Source organism: Sporofaciens sp. SGI.106, assembly GCF_050314255.1.
Lineage (GTDB): Bacteria > Bacillota > Clostridia > Lachnospirales > Lachnospiraceae > Claveliimonas.
In genome coordinates this window covers 39912-65467 of record NZ_JBNPMZ010000016.1, presented here as the reverse complement: position 1 = coordinate 65467, position 25556 = coordinate 39912, and the positions used below count along the sequence as shown (strand labels likewise).

Genomic DNA, 25556 nt, shown 5'->3' with positions numbered 1-25556 from the left:
TGTATATATTTATGATATAATGAGAACAAGTGAAGGAGGGAAGCGTATGGAAAAGAAAAGTATGAAGAAATGGAGTATATTGGTGGTTCTGTTGGCGATGGTACTGATAGTGATGACAGCATTAAAGATAGTACCGGAAGGCAGGAATGAGTCAGTAAATGATACTTCGGTGGCATCAGAGGAAGAGCATGCACCAATGACGAAGGAGCTGATGTCTTTGCTGGAAGATGATCCTGATTTGAAGGCGCTTATGGAGAAGTCGCTTGCCGCCGCTGCGGAAATCAACCCGGATCCCGATACTAATCCGGCTCAGAATCTGGAAGAGTTATATGATTTTCTAGACTGGGCTGCTGTGTGCATGCCATGGAACGTGCTCAAGGACAAAGAGTATCCAACTCTCTACGAGCATATTGACCAGTCGGTGGACTATTTCTGGTTTTTGGTCGATCAGCCATTGGAGGAACTGGAGGGACTGGGTTATTACTATCCTACACTCCAGTATCATGAACCTATCGCCAGCTGGTGCAGACAATACGCTAAGACCTGGGGAACATACCTTGATACTCCGGAGAGCTGGAATGACGAGTATCTGGAGCTGTTCCGTCAGGATCAGAGATTCGGCCTGGATGAGGGATGGTATGAGAGTCCGGAGGAGTGGACAAGTTTTAACGATTTCTTTGCCCGTAAGCTGTCAGATCCTTCAGTGAGGCCTGTCGCTGAAACGGCATTGGTTGCTCCGGCAGATTCCAAACCGCAGGGTGAGTGGGCAATTGACGACAGTGGTGAGCTGGTTCAGAAGGAGGGTGTTCAGATTAAGTCTGCTAATTTCACATCAATTCGACAGCTCATTGGTGAGGAAAGCAAATATGCAGATTCATTTGCCGGAGGTACACTGACACATACTTTCCTGGATGTGAATGATTACCATCGCTATCATTTTCCTATCAGCGGAACGGTGCTGGAATTGCGCAAGATAGAGGGTACGAATGCCGCAGGAGGCATTACCTGTTGGGATGAGAAGACAGGAAAATATGTGTTGGAAGATACCATACCAGGCTGGCAGATGATTGAGACGAGAGATTGTGTGATTCTCGATACAGAGTATGGCATTGTTGCAATTCTGCCCATTGGTATGTCACAAATCTGTTCCTGTAACTGGGAAGACAGCGTACAGGTTGGGGCGAAGGTAGAAAAAGGTGACCCGATGGGGTATTTCCTTTTCGGCGGCAGTGACATTGTGATGGTGTTCCAGGATCAGGTTGAGTTCGACATGGTTGTGCCGGAAGACGGTCAGGGTGGCTATGAGCATCTGCTCATGGGTGAAGCATATGCTAATCTTACACTGAGGTAATGGATAGGGGGACAGGTTCCTTGACTCATTGAGTGTTCAATGAGTCAAGGAACCTGTCCCCCCTGTTTATCCCTTAGATATGTTGCATTTTGAAGATTGGACTGATTTTCTTATAAATCAGCAACACGATCAGAGATACCAGTATACCTTTCAGCAGATTGAAAGGTGCAACGGCAAATGCAACAAAAGTAAGAAGATTGGTGATATTTCCATTTACAGCACTTCCCATACCGATGAGAGCATCCATCGGCATTTCAAAAGCTTTGGCATAAGTAGGAAGCAGAATGTAAGCATTTAAGAAACATCCCAGGAATGTCATAACCACAGTTCCCGTGATCATTCCGATAATAGCACCTTTTCTGGAGTGCATTTTTTTATAGATCAGACCGGCGGGAACTACCAGAGCACAGCCGATCAGGAAGTTGGCGATTTCTCCTACACCTGCAGTCATAGTTCCATTGATGGCAAAATTCAGAAGAATTTTGATAAATTCAATGGTAGCTCCGGCAAGAGGCCCCATCGTGAAACATCCAACCAGTATGGGAACTTCACTGAAATCAATCTCGTAGAAAGCCGGTGCAAAGGGAAGCGGGATCTCAAACAACATTAATACGGTTGCGATTGCAGCCAGCATACCGACCTGGGCAATCATGCGGATTCTTGCGCTTATTTTATTAGTTGCGCTGTTTGTTACATCAGTACTCATTTTCTTTCTCTCCTTTTTGTTAAGTATTGGCTGACGCGCGCCGGCAAAGCCGGCGGCATCATTATGCAGAAAGAAAATCTTCTTGGAATTATGTGACATCTTTTGGCGGTTGTATGGAGGTTGGATGTGTTTGTTTCAATATTATGGGTTATAAAAACAAAAACCCCGATATAGAAAATATCGGGGAACACATCGAGCCATTGTATGTCGCATATTTCTTCTCTCATCCAGACTGTACTGTCGGTTTTGGAATTACACCAAATCAACTGTTGCGCGATTAAGGACAACAGGTCGCGGACTATACCGCCGGTTGGGACTTTCACCCTACCCCGAAGAATTTCAATCCATTACTGTACTATTATAATAGACAGAGTTGAAAGAAACAAGTGGAAATATTAACCTCTTATTGAAAAAATTATATACAAAATTAAAATTCTTCCTCTGAAAGGCGCAGACCTGAAACACTGGTTACCGGAAGGGAAAAACAGACGCTGCCGGCAGGGCTTTTGATACCGGTTTCTTCCATAATAATCCGCATAATTGAATTTTTTTGTGAAGAACGTACAACGATTAAAATCAGTTCTTTTTCTTCGGCGAGAGAAATGCCAAGGAATTTTTGTGCCTGGGAAGCACCGGTTCCTTTGGCGTGGATGACTGTACCGCCAGGCGCCTGAGCACTTCTTGCAGCGTCCATAATGACATCTGTGTAGCCCGCATTGGCGATAGTAATTAACAGTTCATAATCTGTATTCTTCAAAGTGGTTTCCTCCTCTATTTCTATAGGCTGACCTGCAGTAAGATACTGCAGAACTTTTTTGCCGCCCACACTGGAGGGCGGAATTAAGAAGACAATACCGCGGCCGGGAATGTCAATGTGAAGAGACAGGTAAAGATCTCTTTTAAGCTGGCTCCAGGTTTCTTCTGTGATGAAAGAAAGATATATCACTTTTTCAGTGGCTTCCATACCCAAAAGATTAAGAATGGAATCACTTGCTGTTCCGGTGCCAAGTGTGGAGAAACGAACGGATAGCTGATGTTTCTCGAAAAAAGACTGGAAGGTATCGCGCATGGAACGGTTCGTGATAATACCCATAAGATAGATTTTACTCATGATGTATCCTCCATTTCCAGGTGTTATAATTCAATAATATCATCATCTTCCCAGTTGTCCAGACAGGTGGGAGAGGCTGAAGAGGCAGAGTCGCTGTGCAGGGACCGGAAGCGGTAAACTGCACCCAGAATTTGTATGGTGATCAGTGGGGTCATGGCAACCATGGCTACGATACCGAATGCATCCCGTACAATATTGCCGCCAACTGTCTGGCATGCGCCCATGGCAAAGGGCAGGAGAAAGGTCGCGGTCATGGGGCCGGAAGATACACCACCGGAATCGAAGGCAATGGCGGTAAATATTTTTGGGACAAAAAAGGAGAGGATTAACGCAATGGCATATCCTGGAAGTATGAACCAGAATATAGAAATTCCCGTCAGTACCCGGATCATGGAGAGACCTGCAGAGCAAGCGACTCCCAGAGAGAGACTGATGCTCATTGCCTTGCCGGGGATGGCACCGGAAGTTATCTCTTCTACCTGTTCTGTTAATACGTAAACAGCAGGCTCTGCTTTTACAATGAAGTAACCGATAATCATACCAATGGGAATTAATATCCAGCGGTATGGAAAGCCTGCAAGTGTCTGCCCCAGATAGTTCCCAGCAGGCATAAAACCGGTATTTGCGCCGGTAAGGAACAGCACCAATCCGATATAGGTATAGATCAGTCCCACAGTAATTCTAAGCAGCTTTTTCTTTTTGAGCCGCAGGGCAAAGAATTGAAATACGGCGAAAAAAAGAATGATAGGCAGCAGGGAGAAGGCTATTTCCTTCATATACTTTGGAAATCCATGCATAAAATAATGCCAGAGCTCTCTGGAATTTTCAATAACGGGCAGAGAAGGAGGCGTATAGCCGGTATCGGAAGGATGATATAACAGGCCTAAAAGTAATACTGCAAGGATGGGGCCGATCGAGCAAAGGGCAACGAGACCGAAACTGTCATTTTCAGCATGGCGGTCACTTCGTACAGCTGCGAAGCCAATACCAAGAGCCATAATGAAGGGTACGGTTATCGGACCGGTGGTAACACCACCGGAATCAAAGGCAACGGCAAGGAAGTCTTCCGGAATTTGAAATGCCATGAAAAAAACAAGTATGTAAAATCCAACCAGAAGAGGGGAGAGGGCACAGGAGAACAGCATACGAAGAGCTGACACTACCAGAAAAAAACCCACTCCGCAGGCAACAGCAATAATCAGGATATGGTTGGGAACTGCAGGAACCTGTTCTGCCAGAACCTGCAGGTCCGGTTCAGATATAGTGATGATAAAACCGAGAAAGAAGCACAGGAAAAGTACAATATTAAGGCGTCTTGTAGATGCCATTTTTGCTCCGGCTTTTTCTCCCATTGGCGTCATGGCGAGTTCTGCACCCAGTGTGAAAAACATCATGCCGACAGTTATCAGTGCACCACCCAGAAGGAACAGGAGCAGGATTCCGGGTTGGACAGGAGCAATTGTGAAGCAGAGAATCAATACAATTCCGAGAATGGGAAGGAGTGCCTTTATAGCTTCTTCAAATTTTTCGGAAAATCTTGTGTGATAAAAATTCATATTAAAATCCTTTCGGGAAAATAAAATATAAGAAAAGGAGTATCCTGTTGTTCAGATGCTCCTTTGTGACTCACTATATCATATGAATGAAAAAAAAGTAAAGATTCATAAAGATGTAAGAAAAAATTTAGCGCCTTTTTAGCGGCAGATTATCCGAAGAACAGAAATTTCTTCTTTTTCTTTTTGCGTTCTTCTTCACCGATGGCAAGCAACTCATCATAGGCACGTCTCATTTCTCTTTCCCGTTTTTCCCGAACTTTTTTCGGAGGGATATTTGCATACTTTGGATAATGCTCTTCTTCTTCCTGGTGCACGGGTTCCTCAGGAAGACGGAATTTTTTACGGCAGTTGTCACAAAGACCAAAGCTGGGGTCTTTTTTACTGATTCTCAATTCATTTCCACATTTTGGGCAATTCATTCTCGTGTTCTCCTCATGTTAACATATCATTTTACATCACTTTAACAAGAATACCACATTTTTGAGAAATCTACAATTATTTCACAAAAGAGTCATAAATACGTGTTATGATTAGGAAAATGAAAAGCAAATGGTGAGGTGACTGATTATATGGATAGATTACAAATTCTGGTTGTTGATGATGAGAGCAGGATGCGCAAGCTGGTCCGTGACTTTTTGGAGAGAGAGGGATACATTGTGCGGGAAGCGGGAGATGGACTTGAAGCCATGGATATTTTCTATGAGCATAAGGATATCGCGCTGATCATTCTGGATGTTATGATGCCGCATATGGACGGATGGCAGGTGTGCAGGGAGATCCGCCAGTCTTCCAAGGTACCGATTATCATGCTGACGGCGCGTTCGGAGGAGAGGGACGAGCTGCAGGGCTTTGAGCTTGGCGTGGATGAGTATATTTCCAAGCCGTTCAGCCCGAAGATTCTGGTGGCAAGAGTGTCTGCTATTTTGCGGCGGGTACATGGAATGACGGAAGAGGATATTATCCGGGCAGGAGATATTGAGATTAATAAGGCTGCTCATATTGTTCGTATTGACGGTAATCCGGTGGAGCTGAGCTATAAAGAGTTTGAGCTTCTGACTTACTTTGCAGAGAATCAGGGAATCGCACTTTCCAGAGAAAAGATTTTGAATAATGTATGGAATTATGATTATTTCGGAGATGCAAGGACAATCGATACGCATGTAAAGAAACTCCGCAGCAAATTGGGAGACAAAGGAGACTATATTAAGACGGTGTGGGGCATGGGCTATAAATTCGAGGTGACACCATGAGACATTCAATCAAACGGCAGATGACGGGGGGCTTCATAGGACTTATCATTTGCATGCTTTTTCTGATGCTGATTGTGAATGTGAATTTTCTGGAGCCCTATTATGTCAGGGATAAACAGGCGAAGTTCATTGCCATGTACGAACGGCTGAAAGAAGCGGTGACAGAGGACAGTCTTCAGGATGATGATACAGTGAAGGAACTGTTTCAGATGGCAGCAGAGAATAATATGTTTTTCCTGGTTGCGAATACTACAGAACAGAAGGCTTATGCCAATGTACCCGATACAGAGGATCTGACTCAGCAATTATATGAATTCCTTCTGAACCAATCCCCGGAGAATGATATCATCCTGAATCGTACGGATTTTTATGAAATCAGTCAATCCCGGGGGAGGAGCGGCACCACGGAAAATCTGCGGATGAGGGGAAGCCTGGGAGATGGATATTATGTAGTTATCAGCAGCCCGCTGGAGAGTATTCAGGCCAGTGTACAATTATCAAACCGGTTCCTGATTTATGTGGGTTCGATTATGATTGTGGTGTGCAGTCTTCTGGTATGGTTCTTTTCCAAATGGCTGACAGACCCGATTCTGGAGCTCGCAGCATTGTCTGTGAAGATGGCTGATCTGGATTTTGATGCAAAATATGCCAGTGACAGAGATGATGAGATTGGTATTCTGGGTGAGAATTTCAATCGTATGTCGGAGAAGCTTGAGAAAGCAATTACAGATTTGAAAACGGCCAATTATCATCTGCAGAAAGATATTGAACAGAAGGAAAAACTGGAACAGATGCGGGGCGATTTCTTTGGCAATGTATCCCATGAACTGAAGACGCCGATTGCTCTGATTCAGGGTTATGCGGAAGGATTGAAGGAAGGGGTCAGTGATGACCCTGAGAGCCGTGAGTTTTATTGTGATGTAATCATGGATGAGGCGGCTAAGATGAATCAGATGGTCAAGAGTCTTCTGGCACTGAATCAGCTGGAGTTCGGAGATGAAAATGTAGAGTTTTCCAGATTTAACCTGACGGAGCTGATCAGAGGTGTGTTGCAGAGTATGGAGATTATGGCGCAGTCTAAGGAGGTCAGGGTAAACTTTCTGGAGACAGAACCGGTATATGTCTGGGCGGATGAATTCAAAGTAGAGCAGGTTGTGAGAAACTATGTGAGCAATGCTTTTAATCATGTGTCCGGTGATCGGGTAATAGAGATACGGATACGGAAGGAATCGGATAAGGCAAAAGTTACAGTATTCAATACAGGAAATCCTATTCCGGAAGAAGATATTGGTCATATCTGGGACAAATTCTATAAGGTGGACAAGGCTCATACCCGGGAATACGGAGGGAATGGAATTGGTTTATCCATTGTAAAGGCTATTATGGATTCCTTTCATCAGAAGTACGGCGTAAATAATTATGATAATGGGGTTGAATTTTGGTTCGAACTTGATGTAAAATAGAAAAGAAGAAACGATGGGGTTCCTGTACTTTCATCGTTTCTTTTTTTTCGTACATATGATAAACTAAAAAAGAAATGAGAAAGGACAGGACGATTATGATTGCAATGATAGATTATGATGCGGGTAATATTAAAAGCGTTGAAAAAGCTATGCAGCTTCTGGGACAGGAGGTGGAGATTACCCGTGACAAAGAAACGATTTTACGTGCGGATAAGGTGATTCTTCCGGGAGTAGGCGCCTTTGGTGATGCTATGGGCAAGCTCCGTCAATATGGATTGGATGAAATTATCCATCAGGTGGTGGATAAAAAAACACCGTTTCTTGGCATCTGTCTGGGTCTCCAGCTTTTGTTTGAACGCAGTGAAGAAACACCCGGAGTGGAAGGACTGGGCATATTAAAAGGCGAGATACTCAGGATCCCGGATAAGGAAGGACTTAAGATTCCTCATATGGGATGGAATTCACTGGATTTCCCGAGGGAGGGTCGGCTGTTCCGGGGACTGCCGGAGAATCCATATGTATATTTTGTTCATTCCTACTATCTGAAAGCGGAGGACGAAGATATTGTAACGGCAACTACGGAATACAGTACAACTATTCATGCTTCTGTTGAGAAGGATAATGTATTTGCCTGTCAGTTCCATCCGGAAAAGAGCAGTGATATTGGTATACAGATATTGAAAAATTTTGTGGAATTATAGATGGAGGACAGACGGAATGCATACGAAGAGAATTATTCCCTGCCTGGACGTTCATAACGGTCGGGTGGTAAAAGGGGTAAATTTTGTAGATCTGAAGGATGCCGGTGATCCGGTGGAGATTGGAAAGGCCTATGATAAAGCAGGGGCAGATGAACTGGTATTTTTGGATATTACAGCATCCTCTGATGCAAGACAAACAGTAGTTGATATGGTAAGGAAGGTGGCAGAGACGGTATTCATTCCATTTACGGTTGGCGGAGGTATCCGTACGGTGGAAGATTTTAAGGCACTTCTGCGGGAAGGTGCGGATAAGATATCTATCAACTCTTCTGCAATTAATACTCCGAACCTGATTTCCGAGGCTGCAGAAAAATTCGGCAGTCAGTGTGTAGTGGTGGCGATTGACGCCAAACGCAGAGCAGATGGAAGCGGCTGGAATATTTACAAGAACGGCGGACGAATTGATGTGGGAATCGATGCGCTGGAATGGGCAGCCAAGGTTGAAAAATTAGGAGCCGGTGAGATACTTCTGACCAGTATGGACTGTGACGGAACCAAGGCAGGATACGATCTGGAACTGACGAGAGCCATTGCGGAGGAAGTATCCATTCCTGTGATTGCTTCAGGAGGAGCAGGAACACTGGAACATTTTAAGGACGCGCTCACAGAAGGCAAGGCAGATGCGGCGCTTGCGGCATCTCTGTTTCATTATAAAGAGCTTGAGATTAAAGAGGTAAAAGAATACCTGCGCCGGGAGGGAGTATCGGTGCGGCTTTAGGATGCTTTGAAGAGAGGATATAGTTGTATGGCAGCAATTAATAATGACTGGCTGGAGGCTCTGAAAGGAGAGTTTAAAAAGCCATATTATAAAGAACTATTCAATAAGGTAAATGAGGAGTACCGTACGCATCTTGTATTTCCACCGGCAGATGACATTTTCAATGCATTTCATCTGACGCCTCTTAAGGAGGTTAAGGTGGTGATTCTGGGGCAGGATCCATATCATAATGTGGGACAGGCACACGGGCTGTGTTTTTCCGTAAAGAAAGGCGTGGATATTCCGCCTTCGCTGGTGAATATTTATAAGGAGCTTCATGATGATCTGGGATGTACGATTCCGGATCACGGCTATCTGGTGAAATGGGCAAAGCAGGGAGTGCTGATGCTGAACACAGTGCTGACGGTGCGGGCGCATCAGGCGAATTCCCATCGGGGAATCGGATGGGAGGAATTTACTGATGCCGCGATTATGGCGCTGAACAGTCAGGACAGACCGATTGTATTTATATTATGGGGGGCTCCGGCACAGAGAAAAAAAGCTATGCTTCATAATCCGAAACATTTGATACTGGAGGCACCGCACCCCAGTCCATTATCTGCATATCGGGGATTTTTTGGAAGTAAACCATTCAGTAAAACGAATGATTTCCTTGTGGCAAATGGATTGGAGCCGATTGACTGGCAGATAGAATAGTGTATTACATATTGGGGGATTTTGTATGGAGACAAGGTATGATTTATTGATCGTCGGTGCAGGACCGGGCGGTTATGTGGCGGCAAAAAAAGCTGCAGGTCTGGGAATGAAGGCTGCGATCATTGACCGGGGACCGGTAGGAGGAACCTGTATTAACAGGGGATGTATTTCTACTAAGGCGCTGCTTCATGCGGCTACATTGTACCGGGAAATGAAAGAATGTGAGAAATTCGGTCTTTCTGCGGAGAAGGTGAGTTTTGATCTGCAGAAAATTTATGAATATAAGGATCTGTCTGCGGCAGAGATGCGGGAGGATCTGGAAAAAGAATTTGAAGTGCTTGGAGTTACTGTTATTCATGGAGATGCCAGGATCATAGGCAACAGGCGGGTTCGGGTGACGGATTCTGAAGGGACAGCCACAGATTATCTTGGAAAAAATATTCTGATAGCTACCGGGGCAAAGGCGAATATGGCTGATATTCCGGGAATGGAACTTCCGGGAGTCATGACCAGTGAAGAGCTTCTGACTTCCAATGAAAGTCAGTATAAAAGCCTCCTGATTCTGGGAGGTGGCGTGATTGGTCTGGAGCTTGCTACGGTATTCAATGCATTGGGAACAGACGTAACGATTATTGAGATTTCCGACCGCCTGCTTCCGAATATGGATCTGGAGTTTTCCCAGACACTGGAGGAAATGCTGGCACACCGGGGCATTAAGATTTACAAAGAAAGTATTCTGGAGAGAGTAGAGCAGAAGGAAGACGGACTGGGATGCCGGTTTGTCAGCCATGGAAGCAATCAGGAAATCGTAGTGGAAGGTGTACTGGTGTCGGTTGGAAGAAGTGCCAATACCGAGGGACTCTTTGATCCGAGTGTTCCTATTAAACTGGAAAAAGGGAAAATTGTGGTAGACGAATTCTTTATGACCAGCATTCCGGGAATATATGCGGTGGGAGATGTCATAGAAGGCATTCAGCTTGCCCATGTGGCATCGGCAGAGGCTACCTATGTGGTGGAGAGGATGAATAATCTGAAGCCATCGGTTATATTATCTATGGTTCCGAGCTGCCTGTTTACCCCAATATCGATCGTGCCGAGCTGTCTCTATACGGAACCGGAGATTGCCTCTGTGGGACTTACCGAAGAAGAGGCAAGGCGCAAGAGTGTTCCGGTGCGCTGCGGCAGATATGTAATGAATGGCAACGGTCAGTCTATCATTACGAAAGAGGAACAGGGATTTATCAAAGTGCTTTTCGCGGCAGACAGTGATGTAATTCTGGGAGCACAGCTTATGTGTCCGAGAGCAACGGACATGATTGGTGAGCTTGCTACTGCACTGGCCAATGGCCTTACATCAAGGCAGTTAATGTATGCGATGCGTGCGCATCCTACATTTAACGAGGCTATTTCATGTGCAGTTGAAAATAGCAGGAAGTAAAAGGAGAGAGAAGGAGGACAAAATCATGGAACTGAAACAGACAAGAACAATTATGGATGTCAGAAGAGGGTATCTGATGACGGTACTGGGAGTCAGTGTTGCGGCGATATTTATTTCCGCAGTCGTGTCAAATTATTTTGTACACAGCATCCCGATATTTACCGTATGCGTATTTGCAATCTTTATTATTATGTTGTCACTTTTTTATGATGTGTTTATTAATTCTACATATCGTATATTTCTGGTAGGTGACGATGTGTATATTTATTATCCGACGTACAGTTCCCGTGCAGGAAACGAGTTCATTTATTACAAGGTTCTTAATGTGACCCGTTCCACAGTAAAGGGAAGTTCTATCGTATTTGATGGAACAGTTGCGGTAAAAGCAGATGGAGTAGAGCGTCCGGGCATGCGTGATGTGAAGAATCCGAAGGAACTTTTCGAGGAAGTATTCCAGGATGAACATGTATACACGATTCAGAAAAATTTCCGTATTTCCCGAATCTTTGAGGGAGAAAATGAATTGATGGAATGCCTGGCAAAGAAGAAACGTGCGAATAAAGCGAACCAGAATGGTTAGAAAATAAGATGGAAAAATCTCTGATGGCAGAACTCGGTAAAGGGGTTGGTTATCAGAGATTTTTGTTATATGAAAACTTTGAAAATCTCTCTTGACATTTATCTAAAACTATGTTTATATTTAATTATGAACATATGAACAGATATTCATATGTATAGGAGGAGAGATATGACAGAAATAGATAAAAACAGAGAAAGCTGCAATTGTGGCTGTGGTCACGAACATCACCACGATGAAGAATGTGGATGCGGTCATGAGCACCATCACGATGAAAAATGTGGCTGCGGACACGAACATCATCACCATGAACACGATGAAAAATGCTGCTGTGGTCATCATCATGATCATGAGGAGCACCATGAACATCACCATGACCATGGGCATCATAAACATCATCATGAACCGGATTTTACATCTGTATCTGCCGGTGTGGAACAGAGAGTATATATTCTGGAGAATTTGGGCTGTGCCAATTGTGCCGCTAAGATGGAGAAGAAGATACAGGAGCTGCCGGGTGTAAAGATGGCAAGTATTACATTTGCCACAAAACAGCTTCGGGTGGCGGCTGATCATCAGGAAGAGCTGCTGCCGAAGTTTCAGGAGATATGCAGTTCCATAGAAAGCGAAGTGACCGTAACACCAAGGGAAGAAGTAAAAGCAGAAAGAAAGACTGGAGAAAACCATGTGGGAAAACGAGGATTCTTTGCGGAAAATAAATCAGATCTTCTGCCTATTATCGGAGGAGCAGTTCTTTTTGCCGCAGGAGTGATTATGAAACAGACAGGCGTTGAGACAATCTATTTCCGAATTGTATTTCTGATTGCCTACCTGGCGTTGGGGCAGGAGATTGTAAGGACGGCATTTTCAAATCTCTTAAAGGGAAGAGTGTTTGATGAGAATTTCCTTATGAGTATTGCTACACTGGCTGCTCTGGCTATCGGTGATTTCGCAGAGGCAGTGGGTGTTATGCTGTTTTATCGGATAGGAGAATTATTTGAGCATGTGGCAGTGGAGCGAAGCCGTTCTCAGATTATGGATGCGGTAGATATGCGTCCGGAGGTTGTGAACCGGATGAATGGTGAGGAGGTTCTGGTGATTCCGGCAGAGCAGGCATGTGTTGGTGATATCCTGCTCATTCGTCCCGGGGACAGAATTCCTCTGGATGGAGTTGTGATTGACGGGGAGAGCAGGCTGGATACATCTCCGGTAACCGGGGAACCTGTCCCTGTGGCTGTGAAGGAAGGGACAGAGCTTCTGTCAGGCTGTGTTAATGGTCAGGGTCTGCTGAAGATGAGAGTGATGAAGCCGCTTGGTGAGTCAATGGTGACCAGAATTTTAAATTCCGTGGAAAATGCGGCGGCAGGAAAGCCAAAGCTGGACCGTTTTATTACACGGTTTGCAAGAGTGTATACACCGGTGGTGGTACTGGCGGCTATTGCAACGGCAGTAATTCCGTCACTTATAACGGGAGACTGGAAGCATTGGATATATACCGCGATTACCTTCCTGGTTATCAGTTGTCCGTGTGCATTAGTATTAAGTGTGCCGCTGGCATTCTTTTCCGGTATCGGAGCAGGGTCCCGACAGGGTATTCTGTTTAAGGGAGGCGTTGCACTGGAAGCGTTAAAGGATGTGAAGGCTGTTGTTATGGATAAAACCGGAACCATTACAAAAGGAGAGTTTCGGGTACAGAGCATCGTTCCGTATCAGAATCAGGAGATGAATGATATATTGAAAATGGCTGCTCAGTGCGAACTTGGTTCAACGCATCCTATAGGAATCAGCATTGTGGAGGCTGCCAGGGAGAGAAAGCTTCCGCTTGTTCGTCCGGAGGGAGTGGAAGAAATATCCGGAAAGGGCATTCGTGCTGTATGTGAAGGAAAAGAGATCCTGTGTGGTAATCAGACTTTTCTCAAAGAGCGGGGAGTTGATATTGATGGTTATCACAACGAGCAGTACGGAACAGAAGTGCTGGTTGCGGTGGAAGGAAGATTTGCCGGTTATCTGGTGATAGCCGATACCGTTAAGGAGGATGCAAAAGAGTCTATTCGGGTTATGAAACAGCACCATCTGGTAACAGCCATGCTGACCGGAGATGCTCAGAACAGTGCACAGGAGGTGGCTCGAATAACAGGAATTGACGAAGTATACGCCAAACTTCTTCCGGAAGAGAAGCTGTCAAAGCTTCAGGATATCCGAAGCCGTCATGGGGCAGTGCTTTTTGTGGGAGATGGAATTAATGATGCTCCGGTGCTTGCGGGAGCCGATGTCGGGGCAGCAATGGGAAGCGGAGCCGATGCGGCTATAGAGGCTGCAGATGTTGTATTTATGAATTCATCTGTGAGTGCGATTTCCCAGGCCATAGAGATAGCCAGGACAACCGGACGGATTGCTATGCAGAATGTAGCCGGTGCGCTGACGGTTAAGGCTCTGGTCATGATTCTGGGCTTTCTGGGCTTTGCGAATATGTGGATGGCGGTGTTTGCAGATACGGGAGTTGCCATGCTCTGTGTTATGAATTCCATTCGTGTTCTGGCGACAGGACGAAAAAAAGATTAGAATATAGATATTATTAGATGTTGGGGGGCAAAAGCCCCCAACTATGACACTAAAGTTACGAAATGATAAAAAACTGTTAACTTTGGTGTCATTTTAGTTGAAACTGTTGAAATAAAAAGCTGCATTTGGCATAATTAACAAATGAGCAGATGTTCATATATGATAGAAAGAGGAAAGTCGGTATGGAAAGATTAGAAGTGGAATGCTGTGATGTTGTGGCAACACATGATACTGCTATTGAAAAGGTAAAGGATACGATGCCGGGAGAAGATACCATGCGGGAATTGGCTGATTTTTATAAGGTTTTTGGTGATGCCACAAGAATTCGAATTTTGTGTGTTCTGCTTCAGGCGGAAGTATGTGTCTGTGATCTGGCAGAACTTCTGGGTATGACGCAGTCGGCGATTTCACATCAGCTCAGGATTTTAAAACAGGCAAAATTGGTGAAAAACAGAAGAGAAGGTAAAACAGTTTATTATTCGCTGGCAGATGATCATATCCAGACGATTATCAGTCAGGGAATGGAGCACATTGCAGAGTAGAGGAATAGAATACGCATGACAAAACAGTTGAAGACAAGGGGTTTGGTCCTTGGTATTGGAATTTTAATTTATCTGGTAGTATTGTATGCTGTTAACCGTATGCTGATAACGGACAGAGTAAAATATATTATGTTTTTTGTTACCTACCTTGTAATTGGATTCGAGGCATTTCGAAAATTTAGTGAGAATGTTTCAAATAGAAAGATTCTGGATGAGAATTTTCTGATTATACTGGCAACAATGGGCGCCTTTGGTGTGGGAAGATATCAGGAGGCTGTTTTTGTTATGCTTTTATTTGAAGCAGGGTATTTTGTCGAAGCCCTGTCGGTGGATCGCACGAAGCGCAGGATCGCAGATCTTATAAATATTCGACCGGAATATGCAACGAGAAAAGTAAGGGGAAGAGAATTCCGGGTTGTTCCGTCGGCACTTAAGCTTTATAACATCATTGTGATTAAGCCGGGAGAAAGAGTTCCGGTTGATGCTGAGATCGTGGCAGGTACTACTTCGTTGGATACTAAAGCGCTTACCGGTGAAGCGATGCCACGGTCAGCGGGAGTCGGAGATGTTATTTACAGCGGCAGTATTAATCTGACTGGTGTGATCGAGGCAAAGGTATTGAGAATATATGAGGATTCTACGGTTTCCAGAATTATGAAAATGGTAGAGGAGGCACAGAATCATAAGTCGGAGAGTGAGAATTTTGTTGCAAAATTCATCCGGATATATACTCCGGTCGTAATGCTTCTGGCGGCTCTCACTGCTTTTGTACCCGTTTATTTCTTTCAACTGGATTGGGAAATCTGGGTATACAGAGGGCTGGTCGTTTTGATTGCGGCGTGTCCGGCCGGACTTATCATGTCTACGCCAGTAGCTTTTCTGGGCGGTATCGCCTGTGCTGCAAGACAGGGGATTCTGGTAAAAGGCGGTAATTATCTGGAGGATCTCACGAAGGCAGATACGTTTATTTTTGATAAAACAGGTACATTAACGGAAGGTGTATTTCGGGTAAAAGAGATTAAGGCTGTTGGTATGAGTGAGGACGAACTTTTAAAAATAGCGGCTCATATTGAGAGTTATTCGAATCATCCAATTGCGCATTCGTTGCGTACAGCATATAAAGGAACTTATGATAAGCGCAGGGTGAAAAAGATTCGTGAAGAATCCGGTCTTGGAATCAGTGCCAGCTATGATGGAGAAAGAGTACATATTGGTAACTATCGGATGGCGCAGAAGTATGGAGTACAGACTGAGAAAGTTAAAACAGACGGAACGGTACTGTATATTATAATAGGAGATCGCTATGCCGGTTACATCGTGATTGCAGATGAGATAAAAGAGGGAGCAATGGAAATGATGGATGTCCTGAAGGAACGTTATCATGCTGTTCTTGTTATGCTGACCGGTGACAGTAAAGATGCAGGAAAGCGGGTGGCGAGAAAGCTTCGGATGGATTATGCATATACCAGTCTCATGCCGGAGGATAAGATGGAACGGGTAGAAGAGTTCCTTCAGGGGCAGGGTGCTATGGAAAAGGTAGTGTGCGTAGGAGATGGAATGAATGATGCACCCATTCTCGCACGTGCGGATGTGGGAATTGCCATGGGAGCACTCGGTTCCGCAGCGGCTATTGAGGCTGCAGATGTCGTGCTGATGGAAGATGATCTTCCTAAAATTATTGATGTTATTAAGATTGCGAAGGAAACTCTCCGGGTAGTAGGGCAGAATCTTTCTTTCGCATTGATGATAAAATTTTTGATTTTGCTATTTGCCGGAATTGGTTACATCAGTATGTGGGAAGCTGTGTGCGCAGATGTGGGGGTTATGATAATTTCAGTAATTAATGCAGCCTGGGTGGTAAAATATCAGGCGTAAAAGACAATCTGCATAGTAGATAGATGGAGGAATATATGAAAAAGAATCTGGGAACAATAACAGCGGCTCTTATGCTGGCGATTTCACTGGTTGGCTGTGGTGCTCATCCTTCGGAAGAAGGGGTGGAATTGCTGGAAGAAGGAAAGTATGAAGAAGCAATCGGAAAGTTTGAGGAGGCAATTGAAAAAGGAAAAAATGAAGCGGATGCTTACAGAGGAATAGGAATTGCCAGATGGGAATTAGAAGATTATGAAGGCGCCCTGACAGCTTTTCAATCCGCATTGGAGCAGGATGCAGAGGCCACGGCAACTCTTTATAATTTTCTGGGCAGCTGTGAGATGAAGCTGGGAGATGCGAAAAGTGCGTTGAATTATTATCGACTGGGAATTGCTTCGGAGGATTGCAGTGATGAGATGAAGCGGGAGATGCGTTTTAATGAGATTGCTGCTTATGAGCAGACAGGTGATTATGAAAGTGCCAGAACGAAGCTTAAGGAATACGTGAAAGATTATCCGGATGATGAGAGAGCAGCGAAGGAAGCAGAATTTTTAGAGACACGCTAAGGCAGGAAATATTGATGATAGAATTAGAACGGGAAATGGAACGGGTGATACTGGTGGGTATCAGTACACAGGATAATGATGATGCTGAGAAATCTCTGGAGGAGCTGGAGGAACTGGCGAAGACTGCAGGTGCGGTTACAGTCGGAAAAGTTCTGCAGAGACGGGAACAGATGCATCCGGGAACCTATGTTGGAAAGGGAAAACTGACAGAGATCAAAGACCTTCTGTGGGAAACGGAGGCTACGGGAATCATATGTGATGACGAGCTTTCTCCGGCTCAGCTTGGTAATTTAAGAGATGAACTTGACACAAAAATTATGGACAGAACACTTTTGATTCTGGATATTTTCGCATCCCGTGCATCTACCAGTGAGGGAAAGATTCAGGTGGAACTGGCACAGCTCAAATATCGTCAGTCCAGATTGACCGGATATGGAACATCGCTTTCCAGACTGGGAGGCGGAATCGGTACCAGAGGACCGGGTGAGAAGAAGCTGGAGATGGATCGGCGATTAATTAAGAGCCGGATAGCAAAATTAAACAGGGATCTTAAGGAAGTAAAAAGTCATCGTGAAGTAACACGTGAACAGAGAAACCGGAATCATATGCCGGTGGTGGCAATTGTGGGATATACCAATGCAGGAAAATCCACACTTTTGAATCTTCTGACCGGAGCAGGGATTCTGGCAGAGGATAAGCTGTTTGCCACGCTGGATCCTACTACACGCGGATATCGTATGGAGAGTGGACAGGAGATCCTTTTGACAGATACGGTTGGGTTTATCCGGAAACTTCCGCATCATCTGGTGGACGCTTTTCGCAGTACTCTTGAGGAAGCGAAATATGCAGATATCATCCTACATGTAGTGGACGTGGCCAATCCACAGATGGATGAGCAGATGTACATTGTGTATGAGACGTTGTCCATGCTGGGGGTTCAGGATAAGCCGATTATCACAGCATTTAATAAATGTGATCTTATGCCGGAAAGGATGACTGTGCGGGATTTTAAAGCGGATGAAACAGTTTTTATCTCGGCAAAAACCGGAGAGGGTGTTACAGCACTTTTAGAGAAGATTGAATCTGTTCTTCGTGGACAAAAAATTGCCATAGAGAAGCTGTATCCGTATAAAGATGCGGCAAAGATCCAGTTGATCCGAAGATATGGAGAGTTGATCGAAGAAGAGTATCTGGAAGATGGAATTGCGGTAAAAGCTTATGTACCTGCCAGAATTTATGAAAGCATTATGTGAGGGGGACGGTATATGGCGTTACAATTTATTCTGGGTGGATCCGGTTCCGGAAAATCCCATCATCTTTATAAAACAGTTATTGAGGAATCCGGGAGAAATCCCGGATTAAATTACATGGTCCTGGTGCCTGAGCAGTTTACGATGCAGACACAGAAGGACCTTGTTTTGATGCATGAAAAAAAGGGGATTATGAATATAGATGTGCTCAGTTTCGGGCGTTTGGCGTACCGTATTTTTGAGGAAACAGGAAAGGGTAATACACCTGTTCTGGATGATGAGGGCAAAAATCTGATTCTTCGACGAATTGCGGGAACCTGTGAATCCAATCTTAAGGTTCTGAGGGGAAATATGAAAAAGCTGGGATACATCAGTGAGGTGAAATCCGTCCTCTCTGAGTTTACCCAGTATGATATCGGATCGGATGAAATAGAACGTGTAATGAAGCAGGCAGGAGAAGAGTCTTATTTGTATTATAAGCTACAGGATATTCTGGTTTTACAGAAAGGATTTCAGGAATATCTGAAGGATAAATTTATTACAAAGGAAGAGGTGCTGGATGTGCTCTGCGAAGTGGCAGAGGAATCTGAACTGTTGAAGAGAAGTTGTATCGTTCTGGACGGATTTACCGGATTTACACCGGTACAGAACCGTCTGCTTGCAAAGCTTATGAAACTGTGTCTTGATGTAAGGATTACGGTGACTATTGATGAGAGAGAGAATCCTTATGTATATCAGCATCCGTACCAGCTCTTTGGGATGAGTAAGAAGACAGTTTCATCTCTGATAGCTATTGCAAAGAAAGAGGGAGTTGAGATAAAAGAACCTGTATGGATGAAGGAAAAACCATTTTTCAGATTCCGGGAAGAACCTGCTCTGGCATGGCTTGAGTCTTCTTTATTTCGTTATACAGGGGAGTCATACATAAAAGAGCAGAAGGCGGTAGTAATCCATGAAGCAACCAACCCGGGAGAAGAGGCAATGGCAGCAGCAGGTGAAGTTCGCCGTCTGGTTCGTACGGAAGGCTATCGTTATCGGGAGATTGGCGTGATTGTCACGGATATGAATACATATGGAGAGTATCTGGAACGAGCCTTTCTTCAATATGGAATTCCGATTTTTATGGATCATAAGAGAAGTATACTTTTGAATTCTTTTGTGGAGTATTTAAGGAGCCTGCTTGCTATGGTGGAGCAGGGATTTACTTATGACAGTGTATTTCGTTTCCTGAGAAGCGGATATTTTCCTTTTGAGCATGAGAAGCTGGATACTCTGGATAATTATGTGCTGGGGCTTGGAATCAGGGGATATAAGAAATGGCAGGAAAAATGGGTAAGGCTTCTGCCTGGGATGAAGGAAGAGGATTTGGATAGTGTGAATCATCTCAGAAGACAATTGGTTGAGAAACTGGATGGTCTGGTGTTTGTGCTTCGCCAGCGGAGGAAGACGGTGCGGGACATTACGGAGGCTCTCTATGATTTTCTGGTGGCGGAAGGGATGCAGCAGACGTTGAAGGTGCAGGAGGATGCATTTCTTGAGAGAGGGGAGCTGGCGCTTGCCAAAGAGTATGCGCAGATATATGGAATCGTAATGGGATTGTTTGATAAATTTGTAGAACTTCTGGGAGAGGAACAGGTGAGTCTGAAGGAATACTGTGATATGCTGGATGCCGGATTGAATGAGGCTAAAGTAGGTGTAATCCCGCCGGGTATGGACCAGGTGGTTGTCGGAGATATGCAGAGGACAAGACTTCGGGATATTAAAGCCCTTCTTTTCCTGGGGGCGAATGATGTATACCTTCCGGGAGCATTGATGCGAACCGGACTTCTGGGAGAGCGGGACAGGGAGAAATTTCAGAAAGAGAAGATTTCTCTTACCCCGGGAGGAAAAGAACAGGCTTATGTGCAGAAGTTTTATCTTTATCTGAATCTGACGAAACCTACCCGAAAGCTCCATATTTATTATAGTCGTGTGTCTTCCGGAGGAAAGAGCCTGAGACCGTCCTATCTCGTTCAGGAGATCCGAAGAATTTTTCCGAATCTGTCGGTGGTGGATGAGAGTCAGAAGACGCTGCGGGAAAAGGAAATTTCGGAAAATACAGCTGTGGCGGATCTGATCGAAGGGCTGAGGATGAGAAGTGAAAAATCGGGAAGTGCATGGATGGAACTCTACAGCTGGTATCAGCGAAACCCGGATTGGGCAGGAAGAATTGCAGCCATTCTGGACGCAGGATTTTATCACAGACCGGTGGATGAGATCAGTGAGGCTGCGGCGAGACAGCTTTACGGGGAGCATTTTGAAAACAGTATCACCAGAATGGAGCGGTTTTCAGCCTGTGCATTTGCTCATTTTCTGACGTATGGGCTGGCACTTAAGGAACGTCAGGAATTTGAATTTCAGGCGGTAGATATGGGAAATGTATTTCATAAGGCTATAGAATATTATTCCCGTAAACTGGAAAAAGAGGGTCGGGGCTGGACGGAAATCAGCGAGGAGGAGCAAAAAAAGTATGTATCAGAGAGTCTGGAACTGGCAATTGCAGATTATGGTAATTCCGTTCTTTACAGTTCTTTTCGGAATGAACACATGATTACTCGCATGAAACGTGTGATGGAACGTACGGTATGGGCGCTTACGAATCAGCTAGAAAGAGGCGATTTTAAGCCATCGGCATATGAGCTTCGATTTGGAAGTGGTAAGATTGACCGGGTGGATACCTGTGTGGATGGAGACCAGGTCTATGTGAAGGTGCTGGATTATAAGACGGGTATGAAAGAGTTTGATATCTCTGCGCTTTATCATGGGCTGCAGCTGCAGTTGATGGTATATATGAACGCTGCAGTGAATGCGGCACAGCAGTGGTATCCACAGAAAGACGTTATCCCGGCAGGGGTGTTTTATTACAGAATCAGAGATCCCTTTGTGGAGAAAACGAAAGATGAAGGTCAGAGGGAGAAGATGATATTGAAAGAGCTTCGACCGGATGGAATCGTGAATCTGGATCAGGAATCACTTCGGCATCTGGATCGGAGTATGGCCGGGGACAATGCCGGAGAATCTCTGGCGATTCCGGTTAAGCTAAAAAAGGGCGGAGGACTTGCGAAGACTTCGAAAGCGGTGAGATCGGAGGAGTTCGAGACGATGTCAGCTTATGCCGGGGAGAAAGTGGAACAGCTCCATCGTCAGATCCTGGAGGGCGATGTGTCAGTAATGCCATACCGTATGGGAAATAAAACAGGGTGTGATTACTGCGGATATCGTCATATCTGTGGATTTGATCAGCATATTCCTGGATATGGATACCGGAATATTTCCAAACTTTCGAGAGAAGAAGCAATTGCAAAAATGCGTCAGGATACAGGCAGAGAGGAGGTGCAGTCATGAGCGTGGTATGGACAGAAGAGCAAAAGAAAGTGATTGATCTTCAGAATCGGAATATTCTGGTATCGGCAGCGGCGGGATCCGGAAAGACGGCTGTACTGGTAGAAAGAATCATTTCCATGCTGGTGCGGGAGAATGATCCGGTGGATGTGGATCGGCTTTTGATTGTCACCTTTACGGAAGCGGCTGCTGCTGAAATGAAGGAGAGAATTCGAGATGCGATTGAGAAGAAACTGGAAGAAAATCCTGAAAATGAACATTTAAAGCGGCAGGAGACTTTGATTCACAATGCGCAGATTACTACGATACACAGTTTTTGCCTGTCGGTAATCCGGGAACATTTTCATAAGATAGATCTGGATCCAGGTTTTCGGATTGGTGAAGAGGGGGAATTGAAGCTTCTGAAGCACGATGTACTGGATCAGCTTCTGGAGTCCTGGTATGAAGAGGGAGAACCACAGTTTCTGGATTTTACAGAGGCATATGCAGATGGAAGGGATGATAAAAAGCTGGAGGGATTATTATTAAAGCTTTATGAATTTTCCCGAAGTTATCCGGATAGTGAGGAATGGCTGAAGACCTGTGTAAAATCTTACCGGATTGATACGGCTGAGGAACTGGAAGCTTCCCCTTATTTTCAGACTGCAACGGAAAATGTGCGCCGATATATGGAGAGTGCACTGACAATGATCGAGGAAGGAATCGAAGTATGCCGAAGCGCAGAAGGACCATATATGTATGAGGAAGCGTTTGTGTCAGACCGGCATCAGGCAGAAGCTTTTCTGAGTGCAAAAACTTATGCAGAATTTTATGAGGTGAGTCAGAATATTGTATGGGCAAGGCTTGCACCTAACCGGGATAAGGATGTGTCTGAAGAAAAAACAGCGCAGGCAAAGGCAATTCGTGAAGAGGTTAAGGGAATCATAAAATCGGCGGCAGAGCAGTATTTTACAGAACCGTTAGAAGATGTGCTGGAGGGCATGAAGAGCTGTGCACCGATGATGGATGTGTTGGCGCGGCTTACCTGTGCATTCGCGGCAGCGTTTGAGGAGGCAAAGAGGACGCGCAATATCATTGATTTTGATGATATGGAGCAGTATGCGCTTCAGATTCTTACAGATAAGACAGAGGAAGGAAGGGTTCCTTCCAGAGTTGCGAGAGAGTATCAGGAACAATTTCAGGAAGTTATGATTGACGAGTATCAGGACAGTAATCTGATACAGGAAACGATTCTGACCAGTGTGTCCGGTGTGGCGGATGGACGCTACAACCTTTTTATGGTGGGAGATGTGAAACAGAGCATCTACCGGTTCAGGCTTTCCAGACCAGAATTATTTATGGAAAAATTCGATTCTTATTCTCTGTCAGATAGTAAGGAACAGAGAATTGATCTGCATAAAAATTTTCGAAGCCGAAAAGAGGTATTAGACAGTGTAAACTTTCTGTTCCGGCAGATCATGACCCGTTCGCTTGGCGGTGTGGTCTATGATGATCAGGCGGCATTATATGTGGGGGCGGATTATGCGCCTGTGCCGGGGAATGAGACGGAGGTTTTGCTGGTCGATACGGAATATGAAGAAGTTTTGGAAGATATTCCGTATACAGGAAATGCCGGTGGAAATGTGGTAAATGTTTCTCTTCCGGCAAGAGAGACAGAAGCCCGGGCGATTGCAGGAATCATAAAGAGACTCTTGGATTCTCAGATGGTTACGGATAAAAAAAATGGAGAGCTCCGACCGGTAAGGCATTCGGATATTGTTATTCTGACCAGAAGTGTAAAGGGATTCTGTGATGTGTTTACGGAGGTTCTGATGCGTGAAGGAATTCCGGTCTGTGCGGGAACCAGGGAAGGGTATTTCGAGACACGGGAGATAGGAGTGTTATTGGATTATTTGAGTATTATTAATAATCTGAAGCAGGATATTCCGTTGACGGCGGTACTTCGCTCTTTTTTTGGCGGCTTTTGTGATGAAGAACTGGCGGTGATTAGAAGTACGTACCCAAATCGACCCTTTTGGCAGGCGGTAAGCCTGTATGCCCGGGGAGATGAAATTGAGAATTCTGCTGATAAAGTAATCTCTTCTGAGAAAATTAGAAAAAAACTTACAGCTTGTCTGGGACAGATAGAAATGTTCCGGCAAATGGTTCCATTTACATCAATTCATGAGCTTTTGTGGAAGATTATGGACCAGACCGGATACCGGGACTATGTGTCTGCTCTTCCGGGCGGGGAGCAACGCAGGGCAAATCTGGAAATGCTGTTGGAGAAGGCAATGGCATTTGAAGGAACAAGTTACAAAGGATTATTTAATTTTATTCGGTATATTGAACAGCTGAAGAAGTATGAGGTGGATTACGGGGAAGCTGCTATGGAGGATGAACAGTCGGACAGTGTCCGTATTATGAGTATACATAAGAGTAAGGGGTTGGAATTTCCGGTTGTCATTGTTGCCGGGATGAGCAAAAGATTTAATCTGCAGGATACCAGAGGGAGTGTTCTGATTCATGCTGGTCTTGGTGTGGGTCTGGACAGTGTGGATGTGGAGCAACGCATGAAAACGCCGTCTTTTTTGAAGAGGGTGATACAAAAAGAAGAGGTGCTGGAAACACTGGGAGAAGAACTTCGTGTACTCTATGTGGCGCTTACCAGGGCGAAAGAAAAGCTGATTATAACCGGAACGTTGAAAGAACCGGACAAAATTCCGGGACTTACAGAAGAGAAGAAGGGAATGACGGAGACGGTCACCCCTCTTTCATTTGGAAGGCTGTCGCGAGTTTCTTCTTATATAGATTGGTTATTGCCGGCTCTGGCGGGCAGGGGAGAAAAAACTCCTGTCAGGGTGGAAACGGTGAATCTTCCGGATATGGTAAAAGCGGAGATGGAAGAAGAGGTATCGGATCTGTTTACCAGAAAAGCATTGGAAGAGTGGGATACGGAACGGATATTTGATGAAGAAATGAGGAGTCTGATAGAAGCCCAGTTTTCGTATTCTTACCCGTTTGATGAGTTGATGGGCAAAAAATTAAAGTTTACCGTGTCCGAGCTTAAGAAAAGAGAGTATCTGGAGGAGGAGGCCGGTGAGCTTTTAATTACAGAAGAACCGGTTGTGCCACTGATTCCCAGATTTCGAAAAGAAGAAAAGGAAGTATCCGGTGCTTCCAGGGGAAGTGCTTATCACAGAGTGCTGGAACTTCTTGATTTTACAAAGGATTATGATATCCGGTCCCTGGAAAAGAGCATTGGAGACATGGCAGAGGCGGGCAGAATCGCTGGAGAAATGGCAGAATGTGTGAGGCCGGCGGATGTCAAGCAGTTTCTTGAGGGTGATGCGGGTCAGAGGATGCAAAGAGCAGCCAGGAAAGGACTTCTCTGGAAGGAACAGCCTTTTGTATTGGGGGTCCCAATGGAGGAAATCTATCCGAAGATAGATGCCGCACATGTAGGAACGTCAGGAGAGACAATTCTGGTTCAGGGAATCATAGATGTCTATTTTGAGGAAAATGATGAGCTGGTTCTGCTGGATTACAAAACGGATAAGGTGTACCATGGAGAACAGCTGGTGGAAAAGTATCATGCTCAGCTTGAGTATTATGCAAAAGCCCTGGAGCAGATAACAGGAAAGCATGTAAAAGAGAAAATTATATATTCAATCACACTGGGAGAAGAAATCCGGATGTAATGAGAAGGGAATGCCGTCTGAATACGGTGTTCTCTTTTTTTAGTACAATATTGTATTGACAAACAATATTATATAA

General features: G+C 44.9%; 19 protein-coding genes and 1 riboswitch. Of the genes, 15 read left to right on the top strand and 4 right to left on the bottom strand.

All coding sequences use genetic code 11. The features are described 5' to 3' along the window. The first annotated feature begins 46 nt into the window (after window positions 1–46). Window positions 47–1351: a phosphatidylserine decarboxylase gene (locus ACQRCC_RS11650; RefSeq protein WP_427850948.1), complete on the top strand. Its 1305-nt coding sequence runs from the start codon at window positions 47–49 to the stop codon at window positions 1349–1351. 73 nt (window positions 1352–1424) lie between these two features. Here the strand turns inward: ACQRCC_RS11650 and ACQRCC_RS11645 are convergent, their stop codons facing one another. From ACQRCC_RS11645 to ACQRCC_RS11630, 4 genes are all read right to left on the bottom strand, one after another. Beyond that, a complete protein-coding gene (locus tag ACQRCC_RS11645; protein WP_427850947.1) occupies window positions 1425–2057 on the bottom strand; it encodes an ECF transporter S component in 633 nt (210 codons plus the stop codon). A gap of 211 nt (window positions 2058–2268) precedes the next feature. After that, window positions 2269–2398: riboswitch (FMN riboswitch) on the bottom strand. 86 nt (window positions 2399–2484) lie between these two features. After that, the gene (locus ACQRCC_RS11640) at window positions 2485–3168 is read right to left on the bottom strand and encodes a P-II family nitrogen regulator (RefSeq protein ID WP_427850946.1); all 684 of its coding nucleotides are present in this window, start codon (window positions 3166–3168) and stop codon (window positions 2485–2487) included. Window positions 3169–3191: 23 nt separating this feature from the next. Next, complete coding sequence (locus tag ACQRCC_RS11635) at window positions 3192–4724, bottom strand: DUF1538 domain-containing protein (protein WP_427850945.1); 1533 nt, start codon at window positions 4722–4724, stop codon at window positions 3192–3194. 149 nt (window positions 4725–4873) lie between these two features. Continuing rightward, the gene (locus tag ACQRCC_RS11630; RefSeq protein ID WP_427850944.1) at window positions 4874–5143 is read right to left on the bottom strand and encodes a hypothetical protein; all 270 of its coding nucleotides are present in this window, start codon (window positions 5141–5143) and stop codon (window positions 4874–4876) included. A gap of 150 nt (window positions 5144–5293) precedes the next feature. On the opposite strand from ACQRCC_RS11630, the gene ACQRCC_RS11625 reads away from it, so the two are divergent. From ACQRCC_RS11625 to addA, 14 genes are all read left to right on the top strand, one after another. Then, window positions 5294–5974 (top strand): response regulator transcription factor, encoded by a 681-nt coding sequence (locus ACQRCC_RS11625; protein WP_427850943.1) that lies wholly within the window; start codon window positions 5294–5296, stop codon window positions 5972–5974. Further along, entirely contained in the window at window positions 5971–7437 is a 1467-nt protein-coding gene (locus tag ACQRCC_RS11620) for an ATP-binding protein (RefSeq protein WP_427850942.1), read from the top strand. Before ACQRCC_RS11625 ends, ACQRCC_RS11620 begins: the two co-directional genes overlap by 4 nt. A gap of 95 nt (window positions 7438–7532) precedes the next feature. Beyond that, entirely contained in the window at window positions 7533–8138 is a 606-nt protein-coding gene (gene hisH, locus ACQRCC_RS11615; protein ID WP_427850941.1) for an imidazole glycerol phosphate synthase subunit HisH, read from the top strand. Between the two features lie 16 nt (window positions 8139–8154). Continuing rightward, window positions 8155–8916 carry an imidazole glycerol phosphate synthase subunit HisF gene (gene hisF / locus ACQRCC_RS11610; protein WP_427850940.1) on the top strand — a complete coding sequence of 254 codons (762 nt, stop codon included), beginning with the start codon at window positions 8155–8157 and terminating at the stop codon, window positions 8914–8916. A 27-nt stretch (window positions 8917–8943) separates the two neighbouring features. After that, on the top strand, window positions 8944–9612 hold the full coding sequence (locus ACQRCC_RS11605; protein ID WP_427850939.1) for a uracil-DNA glycosylase: 669 nt from the start codon (window positions 8944–8946) through the stop codon (window positions 9610–9612). A 25-nt stretch (window positions 9613–9637) separates the two neighbouring features. Continuing rightward, entirely contained in the window at window positions 9638–11050 is a 1413-nt protein-coding gene (gene lpdA, locus ACQRCC_RS11600) for a dihydrolipoyl dehydrogenase (RefSeq protein ID WP_427850938.1), read from the top strand. A gap of 25 nt (window positions 11051–11075) precedes the next feature. Continuing rightward, on the top strand, window positions 11076–11630 hold the full coding sequence (locus ACQRCC_RS11595) for a hypothetical protein (RefSeq protein ID WP_427850937.1): 555 nt from the start codon (window positions 11076–11078) through the stop codon (window positions 11628–11630). 168 nt (window positions 11631–11798) lie between these two features. Continuing rightward, a complete protein-coding gene (locus ACQRCC_RS11590) occupies window positions 11799–14189 on the top strand; it encodes a heavy metal translocating P-type ATPase (protein ID WP_427850936.1) in 2391 nt (796 codons plus the stop codon). 182 nt (window positions 14190–14371) lie between these two features. Beyond that, window positions 14372–14731 carry an ArsR/SmtB family transcription factor gene (locus ACQRCC_RS11585; protein ID WP_427850935.1) on the top strand — a complete coding sequence of 120 codons (360 nt, stop codon included), beginning with the start codon at window positions 14372–14374 and terminating at the stop codon, window positions 14729–14731. A gap of 15 nt (window positions 14732–14746) precedes the next feature. Beyond that, the gene (locus ACQRCC_RS11580; RefSeq protein WP_427850934.1) at window positions 14747–16606 is read left to right on the top strand and encodes a heavy metal translocating P-type ATPase; all 1860 of its coding nucleotides are present in this window, start codon (window positions 14747–14749) and stop codon (window positions 16604–16606) included. 35 nt (window positions 16607–16641) lie between these two features. After that, window positions 16642–17169 (top strand): tetratricopeptide repeat protein, encoded by a 528-nt coding sequence (locus ACQRCC_RS11575; RefSeq protein ID WP_427850933.1) that lies wholly within the window; start codon window positions 16642–16644, stop codon window positions 17167–17169. Window positions 17170–17183: 14 nt separating this feature from the next. After that, complete coding sequence (hflX, locus tag ACQRCC_RS11570) at window positions 17184–18422, top strand: GTPase HflX (protein ID WP_427850932.1); 1239 nt, start codon at window positions 17184–17186, stop codon at window positions 18420–18422. A 12-nt stretch (window positions 18423–18434) separates the two neighbouring features. Continuing rightward, window positions 18435–21803, top strand: a complete 3369-nt coding sequence (locus ACQRCC_RS11565) for a PD-(D/E)XK nuclease family protein (RefSeq protein WP_427850931.1) — start codon at window positions 18435–18437, stop codon at window positions 21801–21803. Then, the gene (gene addA, locus ACQRCC_RS11560; RefSeq protein ID WP_427850930.1) at window positions 21800–25480 is read left to right on the top strand and encodes a helicase-exonuclease AddAB subunit AddA; all 3681 of its coding nucleotides are present in this window, start codon (window positions 21800–21802) and stop codon (window positions 25478–25480) included. The genes ACQRCC_RS11565 and addA overlap by 4 nt, the downstream gene beginning before the upstream one ends. Window positions 25481–25556: the final 76 nt, after the last annotated feature.

Bases quoted from the DNA above. Each gene is read 5' to 3' on its own strand.
- ACQRCC_RS11620 (WP_427850942.1), top strand. From the start codon at position 5,971: ATGAGACATTCAATCAAACGGCAGATGACGGGGGGCTTCATAGGACTT.
- ACQRCC_RS11585 (WP_427850935.1), top strand. From the start codon at position 14,372: ATGGAAAGATTAGAAGTGGAATGCTGTGATGTTGTGGCAACACATGAT.
- ACQRCC_RS11595 (WP_427850937.1), top strand. From the start codon at position 11,076: ATGGAACTGAAACAGACAAGAACAATTATGGATGTCAGAAGAGGGTAT.
- ACQRCC_RS11635 (WP_427850945.1), bottom strand. From the start codon at position 4,724: ATGAATTTTTATCACACAAGATTTTCCGAAAAATTTGAAGAAGCTATA.
- hflX (WP_427850932.1), top strand. From the start codon at position 17,184: ATGATAGAATTAGAACGGGAAATGGAACGGGTGATACTGGTGGGTATC.
- ACQRCC_RS11625 (WP_427850943.1), top strand. From the start codon at position 5,294: ATGGATAGATTACAAATTCTGGTTGTTGATGATGAGAGCAGGATGCGC.
- ACQRCC_RS11590 (WP_427850936.1), top strand. From the start codon at position 11,799: ATGACAGAAATAGATAAAAACAGAGAAAGCTGCAATTGTGGCTGTGGT.
- ACQRCC_RS11565 (WP_427850931.1), top strand. From the start codon at position 18,435: ATGGCGTTACAATTTATTCTGGGTGGATCCGGTTCCGGAAAATCCCAT.
- ACQRCC_RS11650 (WP_427850948.1), top strand. From the start codon at position 47: ATGGAAAAGAAAAGTATGAAGAAATGGAGTATATTGGTGGTTCTGTTG.
- ACQRCC_RS11605 (WP_427850939.1), top strand. From the start codon at position 8,944: ATGGCAGCAATTAATAATGACTGGCTGGAGGCTCTGAAAGGAGAGTTT.
- addA (WP_427850930.1), top strand. From the start codon at position 21,800: ATGAGCGTGGTATGGACAGAAGAGCAAAAGAAAGTGATTGATCTTCAG.
- lpdA (WP_427850938.1), top strand. From the start codon at position 9,638: ATGGAGACAAGGTATGATTTATTGATCGTCGGTGCAGGACCGGGCGGT.
- ACQRCC_RS11640 (WP_427850946.1), bottom strand. From the start codon at position 3,168: ATGAGTAAAATCTATCTTATGGGTATTATCACGAACCGTTCCATGCGC.
- hisH (WP_427850941.1), top strand. From the start codon at position 7,533: ATGATTGCAATGATAGATTATGATGCGGGTAATATTAAAAGCGTTGAA.
- ACQRCC_RS11645 (WP_427850947.1), bottom strand. From the start codon at position 2,057: ATGAGTACTGATGTAACAAACAGCGCAACTAATAAAATAAGCGCAAGA.
- hisF (WP_427850940.1), top strand. From the start codon at position 8,155: ATGCATACGAAGAGAATTATTCCCTGCCTGGACGTTCATAACGGTCGG.
- ACQRCC_RS11580 (WP_427850934.1), top strand. From the start codon at position 14,747: ATGACAAAACAGTTGAAGACAAGGGGTTTGGTCCTTGGTATTGGAATT.
- ACQRCC_RS11630 (WP_427850944.1), bottom strand. From the start codon at position 5,143: ATGAATTGCCCAAAATGTGGAAATGAATTGAGAATCAGTAAAAAAGAC.
- ACQRCC_RS11575 (WP_427850933.1), top strand. From the start codon at position 16,642: ATGAAAAAGAATCTGGGAACAATAACAGCGGCTCTTATGCTGGCGATT.